Genomic DNA, 12791 nt, shown 5'->3' with positions numbered 1-12791 from the left:
CACCCGCCGTGGAAGGTCGGATAAATGGTTGAGCAGATTCAGTTGGGTCTAACGGCGGACGAAGCGGCCGTGCTTCGTGTTTTAGTGATGGAGGCAATTCACGATCTGATTTTTATTGATCACCACGATCTAATAGCGGCCGCATCCTTCATTGGTCCTAAGGTTCAGGCTATTACAATGTTTCCCAGCCCATCCTTTAACTCATCTGAGATATTGATTTTACTGAAGTTTATGAAACGCGGGAGCGTGTTACTCGGCGACAAATTGAGTGAAGAAAACAGGAAGCTAGCAATTTCCGCGCAAGTGAAAATCTCGAGGCTTGTTGAGTGAAACCGGCGACAATCCCAGTGACACACGCCTGTCCAAAAATAGTTTGAAAGAAAAGAATGTTCCGTCTCGATGCCACCCCTTACACCCTCCCAGCCAGCGTTGAGCACGAAATCAAACAAAAACTTGACGCGGTTGAGGATCGCGTTTCGCTTCTCAGGCGGAAGGATGTTCTAACGCAAAAAACACTCCGCGCTTATTACGGGGAGAAGCGATTTGAGCAGGTGGCGGAGTCGAACGCCATTGAAGGCAGTACCCTTTCGGCGGGTGAAACAGAATTAGCCGTCCTAAAGGGAATAACCATAACGGGTCACGATCCTGCATTTATCAGGGATGCCGTTGCGCTTGACAGGGCTTTGAACCGCGTCGTGGAAATTGCGCAAGGGGGTAGTCCGACTGACATAGAACAGTTACTCGAAATACATGGATTGCTACTCGGGGATAGACCAGGCGCCGGCATGTTTCGATCAGAGCGCGTTAGAATTAAAGGCGCTCAACATACCCCGCCGCGAACTTGGGGTGAAGTTATGGCTCAGATGGAGGTTTGGCAGCAATGGTCAGTTGCAAATGCCGACGCTCCAGCACCCATCAGAGCAGCTGTACTTCACGCATGGCTGACTCACGTGCATCCCTTTATTGACGGCAACGGTCGGGTCTCGCGAGCTATAGGTAACCTGGAGCTTATAAGAGCAGGGTACCCGCCAATTATAATCAAGAAAGTTGAACGTGACCGCTATATCGACGCACTTGGAGAATCCGATGTTGGTGGAGACATAAGCGGTTTCATCGACTTGATTTTTGATCGGATAGACGGCGCGCTTACGGGTATGGAGCGATCCGCAGCGAAAGAGCAAGGATACAGCCCTGTCGTTGCGAGGCTGGTACGGCTGCAAGAGCAGCAAATGAAAATATGGAACACGGGGCTATCGTTGCTGGCCTCAATGTTGGAACACAACCTAACCTCGTCCCTTGAGGTAGTTCACGGCACGTGTTCACTTCGCCAATATGGTGCCCTCACCGATGTTCAAGACTTCGCTTCACTGTGCGCCGGACGCAGCGTTTCTGGAACTTGGGCGTTCAGCCTGTTCTTAGAAGTACCTGGGTTTCCGCGCCTAGAAAAACTGGCGTGGGTAGGACATAGAAGTGGAGCGATGTCACGACATGTTGGGGAAGGGGGGCCGTCAATATATTGGTCTCGGCGCAATCCAGTCGGATTTCCCAAATGGATTTCCCATGGCTCATCTTCTCCATTCGCGACAGAAATTACCTCCCGGCTCGGCCACGGCGATGATTGGATCTCACTCTCAGCAGAGGGATTCAAAGAGATGCCAACCACAGCGATAGCGAAAAACATAAGCGACGCGCTGCTGGAGCAAATTGGGTAGTCAAAGAAACCCATCGCCAGCGTGATCTTTAAATCGATCGGCTCTGCGCACGTAGGTCTCGACCGTCCGGGGATCGCGATGGCGGGTCACTTCCATGATGCGCGATATGCTGGCCCGGTTTTCAGCGGCCGACGTTACAAAGCCGGCGCGCAGCGAGTGACCGGAAAGCTTCTCGAAATCAAGCCCAGCGGCTTCGGCATAGCGCTTCACGATCAGCGCCACCGTCTGAGCAGTCAGCGGCTCGCCTGTTAAATGGTCGCCACGGTTGATCCGTCGGAAGATCGGACCGCTTGTGATGGCGGCCGCCTCAAGCCACTCCTGCAGCCTGTCAGCCGGTTTCAGCGCCTTTCCATTTAGAACCGCCACCGACTGGCCTTTTGCCTCCTGGTCGGTCTTCGATTTGGGAAGGAATACGTCAACGCCTTCGTTGCTGAAGGTCAGATCCTCGACGGTGATTGCCACCAGCTCGGAGCGACGGAACGCGCCAGCGAACCCGAGCAGCAACAGAGCGCGGTCGCGCTTGCCCTGAAGGGTGTCAGTTGCGATGCGGGCCATCAGTGCATGGATGACGTCAACCGTCGCTGGTGCCTTCTGGCGCGGCGCCGTGCCGACGGTCCGACGGATGCCCTTCAGGATGGCAGACATGCCAGCATTGTCGGTCGGGTTCTCTTCACCGGCACCGCGATGGAAGAACCGGATGGCAGCCAGCTTGCGCGCGATTGTGGGCACCTTCTTGCCAGCGCTAGCCAGAGCAGATGCAAAGTTTGCCACGGTCGCAGGGGTGGCAGGCAGAGAGCCGCGGCCCCGATCGGCGCACCACGTCTGGAATTCCTCCCAATCGCCGCTGTAGGCCCGCATGGTGTTCGTGGATAGCGCAGCGCGGCCATAGTCGAGCGCGGACTCGCTCAGGTCGGAGGCTTGCACGATACCCTCGGCAGGGGAGATCAACGTCAATGCGGACATCAGGTAACTACCCTGGTTGAGAGGACTGAGAAAAAGAGAGAGTTCAAGCCGTCTTGAGCTTTTCGAGAATGCCGGCCATCCAGTCCCAGCCATCCTGGGTGAAAACAACATACTTTCCAGAGGCATCTACCTGCGCGCGTCCCTTCTTCACAAGCGCGCCAACAATCCATTTGTCTGGGCGAAAAAAGGCCCCCTGCACCTGAATACCCTGCAGGGGAATTCTCCCTCCAGAAAGGAGCAAGTACGCCACCGTGAGCGCGTCTGTACGGGTGGTGTCGTTGAGGCTGTTGTTGTTCTGTTGCCCCCAGGAATCAAAATCCGCGAGCTCAGTGAACGGGGCGGGCGCGAACGTCTTCGCCGAAGATGGCTTTCCATCTATCGCCACCGCGATCGCATCTATGATGCGCCTTGCGGTGCTCTCATTCATATCAAGCATTTCATCCCCCTTTGATAGTGATAAACGGGTTTCTCAATAGCCAGCCGGAGCGGCCATTGCTGCATATTCCAGGCGGTCGCGCCAGCGCATAGAAGCGCCCGAACTGCCAATTAGATTTGGGTCTCGTGGCGCCGGCACCACCAGTTCGGTACCGTTGTCCCGCTCGGCGCGCTCGAACGCGGCCTTCACGGCGGGATTGGTGAAAAGTGCAGAAAGCTTTATAGTGTGGGAAGCCATATTCGATCCTCCAATGATCGGTGTGGTTAGAGCCAAGAGCGAGGTTGGCGCCTTGCCTTGGCTTGATTTTTAATCTAGATTTTATTTCATGAGTGGTCAAGATTTAAATCTAGAAAAAAATAGACGTGGTCGCCCCGCAATCGGTCGCGGCGAACAGGTCAACGTGATGCTTCGCCCTGAGATCGTTGCGGCGCTAGACATGGCAGCGGCAGGTCAAGATGATGGTGGGGTGGCGCGCCCTGAAATGGTCCGACGGATTATCGTCGACTGGCTCCAGAAAGCAGCATTTCTCGATAGCGAGCCGGCAAAATCGCAGGCAAAGAAAAAGGCCGGCTGAAACCCAGGCTTCTTACGACCCGCACCACGATTACGACTGGAGCATAGTTCATGCCGTACATGTTGAAAACGAAGACACTCCATTTGAAGTGCTCCAGCATCGGTTAGATTGCGAGCTGCTTTGGTCGGGTTCTACCCACTCCCGCATAACCGGGCAGTGTTCACTGCGCGGCTGTAACAAGGCCGTAGATCACGACGAAGGTGTAAATCGCGAAAGCCGCAAGAGCCACGCCGCATATAAACATGACGGCGCCACGCCCGAGTTGTACCTTTGTCCTTTTTTCGCTGGGGGAACTGGCGGACGGCGCTAAGCCGGTTGGTGTGTCATTTTTTGCCATTGGCATTAACCTGACTGATCGATTGCATGGGGTGAAGGTTGCCCCTGCGTTTCACCGGGTGTCTCGAAGACGACGTAGATGCCGGCGAGCAATAGGGCGATCCCTAAGATCAAGATGACGAAGCGGCCCATTCCGGCCTTTGCTTTTTGTTCGGTGTCTCTCATGGCCCCTCCAACCTTCAAAAGCGAATTAGGTTCCAAGCCAATCGATCGCCCGCGCCAGTTCCAACTTCATTGCCATGTATGACGCCGACAAGGCAGCGATGGCGCTGGAGGACGATCTTGGCCTGGCGCCGACCTGCGGGAAGCACGTCACGCCAGCGCAGCGGAGGATCAACCGTCGGCGCGCTGCTGATAACTATCTCCGGCCGATCGATGGCGGGACGCGGTAAAGAAAAAGGCCGAGTGAAAACCCAGCCTTCCTTTGATGTACGGCGCTGCCTGAGCTTAAGTGACGGGCGGTTCTAGACTGAGCAGATCGCTTGAAAAGTAGTCTACGGCTTTGCCACGGTCGCATCTGGCATTGCAAGCGAAGCAGGAGCCACCTTGAACGCGGAAACTGTATCCATGATCATCTCCCGCTTCAATCCGGCATTCAGCAATTTTTGAATTGCGTCCGGGGAGCTTGGAACCGCAAATATGCTGCCGTTATATATAACTGCGTGCATAATATCCGATTGTTCAACAAACCCGAGCTTTGCGATCAATGCCGGCAGATCGATGGATGACGCTTCCACAACCCTTTTCAGCTCTCCCATCTGAACCATCATGCCGGCGTTTTGGGCCTTCAGGAAATCGGCGTCGCCGCGAAGAGAATTTTGACTGCTGGAATATTCCGCGATGATTTCCGCTTTGGCAGCAGCGATTGTGGCATCTATTCCTGCAACAGAGGCTTCTACCGACTGAAGCGTTTTAGAGTGTTCGCCCAGCGTTGTTGCCTGTGACAATGTTTGCGCGAAAATAGCTCCCACTAACGCGACAGAAACGGCACACAGCGCTGCCGTCGCAAGTTGTAAACCTATCGCAGCTTTCTCGGTCATAGTGAATTCCTGTGTTGAAGGCCGACATCCTATTCCGATAAGGATCAATTACCCGTCGAGACCGTCGCCCGAGAGGGCATCCTTTGGTTCAAACGCTCATAAAAGTAAGCATTATTGTAGCACGGCACACGACATGTGGGAATGCCACTGATCGGGCAGGCACACCGCTCGACGGCCAAGGGGGAAACAAGGTGAACGATGGTCAAATTCGCCTCGCCAAATTAAGAATGCAAACCCACGCCGGCAATCATTCTCCCGAACTCAGTGGACCTTACACGATCAGCGTGCCTTAAGGACGGCGTGGAATTCCAACGCGGTGACGGGCAGTGTGCAACTCTTTCTCATCGAATAGAGCGGAAAAGCGAGTATCCGCCATCAGGTATTCCATCGACCACTCAAGCTTTCCCTCGGAAGCGAGCCGATTAAGGCCGGTCGTTTCAGGTCGGTGGATCAAGCGCTTCGCAGCGCCAACGCCCTTGTGTTCCAAGACCATGCGGCGAAATTCACGCGGGTAATAACCGATGGTGGCGCACTTATCGTAAATCGCCAACATTTCCTGGTGAAAAACCTCCTCCAAATTCTTCTGCATCGCGACCGCTCCCCCGTATCGGTACCTCACCCTATCCTCATTGCAGCTCAATGTCAGCGGTGGATCAGGCGACCGCTTATCCGCTTCTTGGGACAGCAAGGCGCGCAGCGGGATCAACGTCCTCAATCGCAGCTACGGTAGCCGGAAGGCCTGACCTAGCGTAAAGAAAAAGGCAGGAGCTACGGTCGAGTCAGTATGAACGGGCACTCGGGAATGACAACATAGTCGTACTCCGCGCTGTCGATTAAGGTTTGTACGCTTCTGCCCGTCCAATATGTACATGATAACTCATCCCAAGAACGCTTTTCTAAATCGACGTTGCCGAAGCGTATTGAGCTTCCCCGCGAGGATCGTTCTTGCGAGATCAGGACCCATCGGCCACCAAATAGCAAGAAGAGCTCGAAGAGGATGAGGCCGACAACAAGGATTTTCGCATAATTGTGGAAGCGCTTGGACGCCTGCCATATTCTTGATGCGTTCAGTTGAAATTGCGGCATGCTTCCGGCCCGTTGTAAGAGAATCTTTTTGTTGACCATCCTTAGCTGCGAAGGATTAGCGGCTCAGCGCGTAAACAATTTTATGAATTGGATTACAAGCCAAACAAGGGCCAGGTTTGTGCCAGCCCACCCCAACAACACACCAACCCTCGTTTTGTAAGCAGTGTCTCGGGCCCGCCGTCCCATGAAAAGGAAGAGCGGGGAAAAAGACATCACCAAGAGAGCTACGATTATGCAAAGTTCGATTGTGGACATCTGGTTAGCCTGAACGAGCCATTCAAGAGCCTCCCATGTTGCATTCCATGTTGCATTCCATGTTGCATTCCATGTCGCGTGGATTTGCCGAGTGTGGCAGGAAACCGTTGTAAATCAAGGGAAATGGATGCAACACGTCTGCAACATGCCTGACATGAAAAATGCAGCTAAGTGTTTGAAATCGTTTGGCTGGGGAACCTGGATTCGAACCAGGACTAACGGAGTCAGAGTCCGTGGGTCTACCGTTAACCTATTCCCCAACGCTCAGGGGGCGATATGTGCGCCCGGCTGGTGAGGCGGGCTTATAAACAAAGAATCGGCGGATGCAAATAGATTTTGGGAAAAAATTTGGCGGGCGGTGAAATGAGTTTTCGCGGGGATGCGGAAGGCCGGAGTCACCGGGTTTGATGCAGGCGCAAAAAGAATTTGGTGAATTGGGCCGGCGCTGGTAAAGTCGGCCCAACGAAAATCAAGAGAGCGCCTTGAGCGGCTATCGTTCCGCGCGGCGCAATGGACAGACACGTGAGAGACCCCGACAGCGGCGAACAGCCGTCCGTTTCCGGGGCGTCGGCAGCAGGCCGCAACGAAGGGCAGTCACCGTCCCGTTTCGGCAAGGGCAAGCGCAGACGGGGAAAACCGTCGCGCATGGTCCCTGCGAATGCCAGTTCCTCCGGCCATGCCGGAGAAACAGGGCGTCCCGAAGTGAGAGATGCGAGCGGCGAACCCGTGCGCAAACGCAAGCGCCGGCGCCGGTCGAAATCCGCCCAGACGCAGCATGCAGCGACGAATCATGTCGCCTCGATCCATCCGGATGGTTCCGCCCCTGCTGAAAAGCCGGTGGCTGTTGCCGGGCCGGACCATCCGAGGCCGGACCATTCCAGCCAAAAGCGCAACAAGAAACACCGGCAGAGACGCAGCCTGCAGGGTCGCCCGCTGGCGACCAGCGAAAAGCCGCGCCCCGTCGCGGATGTCGCGACGCGGCCACAGCCGTTTCATGTATTTCCGAGCCGCAAGGTCGAAGAGCGTCCGGCGCCCAGTCAGAATGGCAGCGAGGAGCGGCGCGGCAACGGCATCGCGCATGGCCACGGGCACGGGCATGGTTTTGAAAGCTCGCCGCTCTATGCCGCGCTCGACCTCGGCACCAACAATTGTCGCCTTCTGGTCGCCCAGCCGACGCGGCCGGGGCAATTCCGGGTCGTCGATGCGTTCTCGCGGATCGTGCGGCTGGGCGAGGGGCTTGGCGCGTCCGGGCGCCTGTCGCAGGACGCGATGGACCGGTCGATTGATGCATTGAAGGTCTGCGCGGCAAAGCTCAAGACCCGCGATATCCGCAAGACACGGCTGATTGCCACGGAAGCGACGCGCGCCGCGGAAAACGGTGAGGTGTTCCTCAAGCGCGTATTGGCCGAAACCGGTCTGGAGCTCGAGATCATCACGCGCGAAACCGAGGCGCGGCTTGCCGTGTCCGGCTGCTCGTCGCTGGTCGGCCGCGAAACCAAATCGGTGGTGCTGTTCGATATCGGCGGCGGCTCCTCGGAAATCGCCGTCATCAAGATCGACGACAACCGCTCCAGCCGGCTCGCCAATCACATCACCCACTGGACATCGCTGCCGGTCGGCGTCGTCACCCTGTCGGAGCGTCATGGCGGGCAGGATGTAACGCCGCAGGGTTTCGAGGCAATGGTCCAGGAAGTCCAGGGCATGCTCGCCAAGTTCGATTGCCCGGCGATCCATACGCTCGACAATCCGGGCGATGAGAACGGCTTTCACCTGATCGGCACGTCCGGAACGGTGACGACGCTGGCCGGCGTCCATCTCGATCTGCCGCGCTACGATCGCCGCAAGGTCGACGGGCTCTGGCTGTCGGATGACGAGGTTTCGGCCATGCAGGCGCGCCTGCTGTCCTGGGATTTCACTGCCCGGGCCGCCAATCCCTGCATCGGGCCGGACCGGGCCGATCTGGTTCTGGCCGGCTGCGCCATTCTCGAAGCCATCCGCCGCCGCTGGCCGTCGGAGCGCATGCGCGTTGCCGATCGCGGCCTGCGCGAAGGGCTGCTCACCGACATGATGGCCGATGACGGCGTCTGGCGGCGCGGCCGCGCGCGGCGTCCCATGCGCGGCCTAGCCCCGTACGGTTCCCACGAAGGAAACACGCAATGACCAAACCCCCGATCGGCGGAAACCGCACCGGGCGCAAGCTGGGCCAGAAGGTCAAGAAGGGCAAGCTCAAGGCCTCGTCGCGGCGCTGGCTGGAGCGTCATATCAACGATCCCTATGTGCAGCGCGCGCAGCTCGAGGGTTATCGCGCCCGCGCGGCCTTCAAGCTGCTGGAGATCGACGAGAAGCATAAAATCCTGTCCGGCGCAAAGCGTATCATCGACCTTGGTGCGGCACCCGGCAGTTGGTCGCAAATCGCCGCCAAGGTCACCAATTCGACCGATGCCGAGCCGAAGGTCGTCGCGATCGACTTTCTGGAACTCGATCCGCTGGCTGGCGTGCATATCCTGCAGCTCGATTTCCTTGATCCGTCGGCGCCTGAAAAGCTGATGACGGCGCTTGGCGGCACGCCCGATCTGGTGCTTTCCGACATGGCGGCGCCGACGACCGGCCATCGCCAGACCGATCATATCCGCACCATGCATCTCTGCGAGGTCGCGGCCTATTTCGCGATCGACGTTCTGGCCGAGGGCGGACATTTCCTGGCCAAGACTTTCCAGGGCGGCGCAGAGCGCGAACTGTTGACGCTGCTCAAGCAGAATTTCAAGCAGGTCATCCATGTGAAGCCGGCGGCTTCGCGGGCGGAATCGGTCGAGATGTTCCTGCTCGCCAAGGGTTTCAAGGGGCGCAAGCCCGGTGCCCCGTCGTTGCGCGAAGCCGAGACTACGGTCGACGAGCGCTATCTGGCGGACGAGCGGGATTCGGTCGAGGCCGAGTAAAGTGCTCCTCTATATCACCCTCGGCAGTAACGATCTTGATCGGGCACAGCGTTTCTATGACGCGGCGCTCGCGCCGCTTGGACTTGCGCGCCGCAAGCAGGATGATGTCGAAATCGGCTATGGCGCTGAAAGCGACATGCGTTGCCGGCTATGGGTGGTCAAGCCCTATGACCGGAATGCTGCAACGATCGGCAACGGTTCCATGGTCGCGCTCGAAGCGGAAAGCCGTGCCGCGGTCGATGCCTTTTATGCAGCCGCGCTCGCCCATGGCGGCACCGATGAAGGCGGGCCGGGCCTCCGGCCATTCCATGCGCATTTCTATGCCGCTTACGTCCGCGACCCCGACGGCAACAAACTGTCGGCCGTCTGCGAAAAGCCGGAATAGCTTGGTCTTTCCTATTTGACCGCCACGATCTCCTCTTCCGGGTCCAGGTGCTTTCTATGCCCGGAAACCGAGGCGCCGGCTGTTTTCGACATACCGATCAGCGGGATGATCGCCGTGAGCGTGATCGCTGAAATCAGCATGAAGGCGATCTGGAAGTCGCGCAGTTCGAGCGGTGAGCCGGTCAGCGTCGTTTCGATTTCCAGGATCGCGCCGGCAACGGCGACGCCGAGCGCCAGGCTCATCTGCTGCAGGACCGCGGTCATCGACGTCGCCTTGCTCGCCATCGAATCCGGAATGTCGGCGAAGGCCAGTGCGTTGACGCTGGTGAAGAAGAACGAGCGTGCAAAGCCCGCAAGCAGCAGGATGAACATCATCACCGCATAGGGTGTTGCCGGGGTGAACAGGCCGTTGACGAAGGTCAGGATTGTGCCGGTGATGCAGGCGAAGATCAGCGTCGTGCGGAAGCCGGCGAAGATGAGGACGCGCTTGGCGAAGAATTTCGTGGTCAGCGCGCCGACGGCGCCGACGAAGGTGATCATGCCGGACTGGAACGGCGTCAGGCCGAAACCCACCTGCAGCATCAGCGGCATCAGAAAGGGCACGGCGCCGATCGAGATGCGGAACAGCGTGCCGCCGATCGCGGCTGCCCGAAACGCACTGTCGTTGAAAAGGTTGAGATCAAGGAGTGGTGCCGGATGATGCCGCGCGTGGCGGACGTAAAGGATGGCGCAGATGATGCCGATGACGACGGCGACCGCCCCGATCTGCGGCGGCAGGGCCGGCAGGCTCATCACAGAGAGGCCGAACATGGTGCCGGAAGCTGCGACGGCGCTGAGGAAGAAGCCCTTGATATCGATCGGTGGGGGAGCCTCGCTGACGATTTCCGGCAGATGGATGCCGGAAAGGATATAGCCGAGAATGCCGACCGGGACGTTGATCAGGAAGATCCAGTGCCAGGAGAAATAGGTGGTGATGAAACCGCCGAGCGGCGGGCCGGCCAGTGGCCCGACGAGGGCTGGAATGGTCAAGAGCGCCATGGCGCCGACCAGTTCGCTGCGCTGGGTGGAACGGACCAGCACGAGACGCGCCACCGGGGTCATCATCGCCCCGCCCATGCCTTGCAGAAAGCGGGCAAGCACGAAGGCGAGCACGCTGTTGGCAAAGGCGCAGAAGATCGACCCGACGATGAAGACGAGAATGGCGGCGCGAAAAATCCGCTTGGCGCCGAACCTGTCGGCCATCCAGCCGCTGAGCGGAATGAAGATCGCCAGCGATACCATGTAGGAGGTCAGCGCCAGTTTCAGCGTGATCGGCCCGACGCCGAGATCATGGGCGATCGCCGGCAGCGAGGTGGCAATGACGGTGGAATCCATCTGCTCCATGAACAGAGCGACGGCGAGGATCATCGGGACGATGCGGTTCATGCGAAGGCCTTGCATGGGAATGTGACGCCACGGACATAGGGTGTTTCAGGCGGAAGTCGGGGCGCCGCGTTCAACTTGCGATCACATCCGTGTGAGTCCTGCTGGCATTGCCTGTCAAGACGCTAGATGTTGCCTTTGCCGGATGTCACCATCCGCAATCCATTGCCAGAACCCCATTGGAGAACAGCAAGATGACATCTTTTCCATTAAGCCGTCGTGCCTTGTTTGGGACAGCAGCCGCCGGCGCGCTGGCCGCGCCGTTCGTCGTGACCAGTAGCGCTTTGGCGCAAAGCGAACCGAAAGCCGAGAGCATGAAATCACCGGCAGGCAGGACCAACAGCTTCAAGATCGGCACTTTTGGCGTCACCGTCATCAGCGACGGTATCCGCATCGCCGAAAAGCCGGAGGAAACATTTGGCACCAACCAGAAGCCCGAGGCGGTTGCCGATCTTCTGAAGGCGAATTTCTTGCCGACGGAAAAATTCGTCAACGGGTTCTCGCCCACGTTGATCGATACGGGCACCGATCTCGTCTTGTTCGATACGGGCATGGGCGAGGGCGGCCGTGAGGCGGGTGCGGGGCATCTGCTCGAAGGCATCGTCGCCGCCGGCTACACGCCGGATGAGGTGAGCGTCGTCGTGCTGACCCACATGCATGGCGACCACATCAACGGTCTGATGGAAGGTGGTGCGCCGGCTTTCAAGAATGCCCGTTATGTCGCCGGCCAGGTCGAATATGATTTCTGGAGGGACGAGGCCCGTGTCGGCACGCCGGCGGAGGGTGGCCACAAGGGCGTCTTGAAGAATGTCGTGCCGCTGGCTGAGAAGATGACCTTCATCGGCGATGGCGGCGAAGTGGTGCCCGGCATTACCGGCATGGCCGCCTTCGGCCATTCGCCGGGCCACATGGTGTTCAAGGTCGAATCGGAAGGCAAGGGTCTGGTGCTCACCGCCGACACCGCCAATCATTTCGTCCTGTCGCTGCAGCGGCCGGATTGGGAAGTGAAATTCGACATGGACAAGGCGAAGGCCGCCGCCGCGCGCAAGACGGTGTTCGACATGATCGCCACCGACCGTCTGCCCTTCGTCGGTTACCACATGCCGTTCCCGGCCGTCGGCTTCATCGAAAAACACGAGCAGGGCTATCGTTTCGCGCCGGAGACCTACCAGTTCGAAATCTGATTTCTCGCAATTTATAGGGGCAGCAGGTACGCCTTGGCTGCTTGCGGGCGACAGCGAGTTTGATACTGTGGCACGGTTTTAAGGCAGAAGCAGCGGCGTCCCGCCAGCCGGCGCATCGGGTGGATGAGCTTTCCCGACTGTGGCATCAGCTTTGTCTTTTAACGTGGAGGTGATCTATGTGGTATCTGCCATTTAGCATCACGCTGACACTAAGGAAAAACCGGACTGGCTGGCAGGCCTCTGTCCGGTTTCAAATCCTCAGATAGGCAGTAAACGTCGGTGCAGGTTCGCCCCTGCATCGACACTCCAAAAATAGCGCAATCGCGGTCAAATACAAGTCCGTTGCTTTCGCGACGCAATGTCTGCCATCGCTGTGACAAACGGTGCATGATGCCGGCCTTTCCACTTTCCAACCCGTCATATCCGTGTTACCAGCCCTCGCCAACTTCCAAGAAACTCTCGC

14 protein-coding genes and 1 tRNA gene are annotated in these 12791 nt (G+C 58.1%); 7 read left to right on the top strand and 8 right to left on the bottom strand.

All coding sequences use genetic code 11. The features are described 5' to 3' along the window. Positions 1-24 precede the first annotated feature (24 nt). Together ACST81_RS19590 and ACST81_RS19585 are read left to right on the top strand one after the other, a co-directional pair. The gene (locus tag ACST81_RS19590) at positions 25-330 is read left to right on the top strand and encodes a hypothetical protein (protein WP_438750003.1); all 306 of its coding nucleotides are present in this window, start codon (positions 25-27) and stop codon (positions 328-330) included. 56 nt (positions 331-386) lie between these two features. After that, positions 387-1712, top strand: a complete 1326-nt coding sequence (locus tag ACST81_RS19585) for a Fic family protein (RefSeq protein ID WP_438750000.1) — start codon at positions 387-389, stop codon at positions 1710-1712. Here ACST81_RS19585 and ACST81_RS19580 read toward each other — a convergent pair whose 3' ends face one another. The 3 genes from ACST81_RS19580 to ACST81_RS19570 are packed head-to-tail and all read right to left on the bottom strand — an operon-like array spanning position 1713 to position 3348. Next, on the bottom strand, positions 1713-2675 hold the full coding sequence (locus ACST81_RS19580) for a site-specific integrase (protein ID WP_438749998.1): 963 nt from the start codon (positions 2673-2675) through the stop codon (positions 1713-1715). It lies immediately after the preceding gene. A 43-nt stretch (positions 2676-2718) separates the two neighbouring features. Further along, entirely contained in the window at positions 2719-3111 is a 393-nt protein-coding gene (locus ACST81_RS19575) for a hypothetical protein (RefSeq protein ID WP_438749997.1), read from the bottom strand. Between the two features lie 33 nt (positions 3112-3144). Then, the gene (locus ACST81_RS19570; RefSeq protein ID WP_438749996.1) at positions 3145-3348 is read right to left on the bottom strand and encodes a hypothetical protein; all 204 of its coding nucleotides are present in this window, start codon (positions 3346-3348) and stop codon (positions 3145-3147) included. Positions 3349-3436: 88 nt separating this feature from the next. Between ACST81_RS19570 and ACST81_RS19565 the strand changes: the two genes are divergently transcribed. Beyond that, positions 3437-3685, top strand: a complete 249-nt coding sequence (locus ACST81_RS19565; protein WP_438749995.1) for a hypothetical protein — start codon at positions 3437-3439, stop codon at positions 3683-3685. Positions 3686-4027: 342 nt separating this feature from the next. On the opposite strand, the gene ACST81_RS19560 is transcribed toward ACST81_RS19565, so the two are convergent. The 4 genes from ACST81_RS19560 to ACST81_RS19545 all read right to left on the bottom strand — a co-directional run bounded on the left by ACST81_RS19560 (position 4028) and on the right by ACST81_RS19545 (position 6662). After that, entirely contained in the window at positions 4028-4186 is a 159-nt protein-coding gene (locus ACST81_RS19560) for a hypothetical protein (protein WP_438749994.1), read from the bottom strand. A 329-nt stretch (positions 4187-4515) separates the two neighbouring features. Then, a complete protein-coding gene (locus tag ACST81_RS19555; RefSeq protein ID WP_438749993.1) occupies positions 4516-5061 on the bottom strand; it encodes a hypothetical protein in 546 nt (181 codons plus the stop codon). A gap of 289 nt (positions 5062-5350) precedes the next feature. Beyond that, positions 5351-5650 carry a hypothetical protein gene (locus tag ACST81_RS19550; RefSeq protein ID WP_438749992.1) on the bottom strand — a complete coding sequence of 100 codons (300 nt, stop codon included), beginning with the start codon at positions 5648-5650 and terminating at the stop codon, positions 5351-5353. Positions 5651-6588: 938 nt separating this feature from the next. Beyond that, positions 6589-6662: transfer RNA gene (locus tag ACST81_RS19545), tRNA-Gln, on the bottom strand. A gap of 262 nt (positions 6663-6924) precedes the next feature. Between ACST81_RS19545 and ACST81_RS19540 the strand changes: the two genes are divergently transcribed. The 3 genes from ACST81_RS19540 to ACST81_RS19530 are packed head-to-tail and all read left to right on the top strand — an operon-like array spanning position 6925 to position 9723. After that, on the top strand, positions 6925-8562 hold the full coding sequence (locus tag ACST81_RS19540) for a Ppx/GppA phosphatase family protein (protein WP_438749991.1): 1638 nt from the start codon (positions 6925-6927) through the stop codon (positions 8560-8562). Then, entirely contained in the window at positions 8559-9338 is a 780-nt protein-coding gene (locus tag ACST81_RS19535) for an RlmE family RNA methyltransferase (RefSeq protein ID WP_438749989.1), read from the top strand. Before ACST81_RS19540 ends, ACST81_RS19535 begins: the two co-directional genes overlap by 4 nt. A gap of 1 nt (position 9339) precedes the next feature. Beyond that, the gene (locus ACST81_RS19530) at positions 9340-9723 is read left to right on the top strand and encodes a VOC family protein (RefSeq protein ID WP_438749988.1); all 384 of its coding nucleotides are present in this window, start codon (positions 9340-9342) and stop codon (positions 9721-9723) included. Positions 9724-9734: 11 nt separating this feature from the next. Here the strand turns inward: ACST81_RS19530 and ACST81_RS19525 are convergent, their stop codons facing one another. Then, positions 9735-11147: a DHA2 family efflux MFS transporter permease subunit gene (locus ACST81_RS19525; RefSeq protein ID WP_438749987.1), complete on the bottom strand. Its 1413-nt coding sequence runs from the start codon at positions 11145-11147 to the stop codon at positions 9735-9737. Positions 11148-11338: 191 nt separating this feature from the next. On the opposite strand from ACST81_RS19525, the gene ACST81_RS19520 reads away from it, so the two are divergent. Next, positions 11339-12328, top strand: coding sequence for an MBL fold metallo-hydrolase (locus ACST81_RS19520; RefSeq protein WP_438749985.1), 990 nt, complete (start codon positions 11339-11341; stop codon positions 12326-12328). Positions 12329-12791 lie beyond the last annotated feature (463 nt).

The sequence above is a fragment of the Pararhizobium sp. O133 genome, from assembly GCF_051669845.1.
Taxonomy (GTDB): domain Bacteria; phylum Pseudomonadota; class Alphaproteobacteria; order Rhizobiales; family Rhizobiaceae; genus Pararhizobium.
Note: the sequence above shows the minus strand (reverse complement) of the source record. Positions and strands in the feature narration are given on the sequence as shown.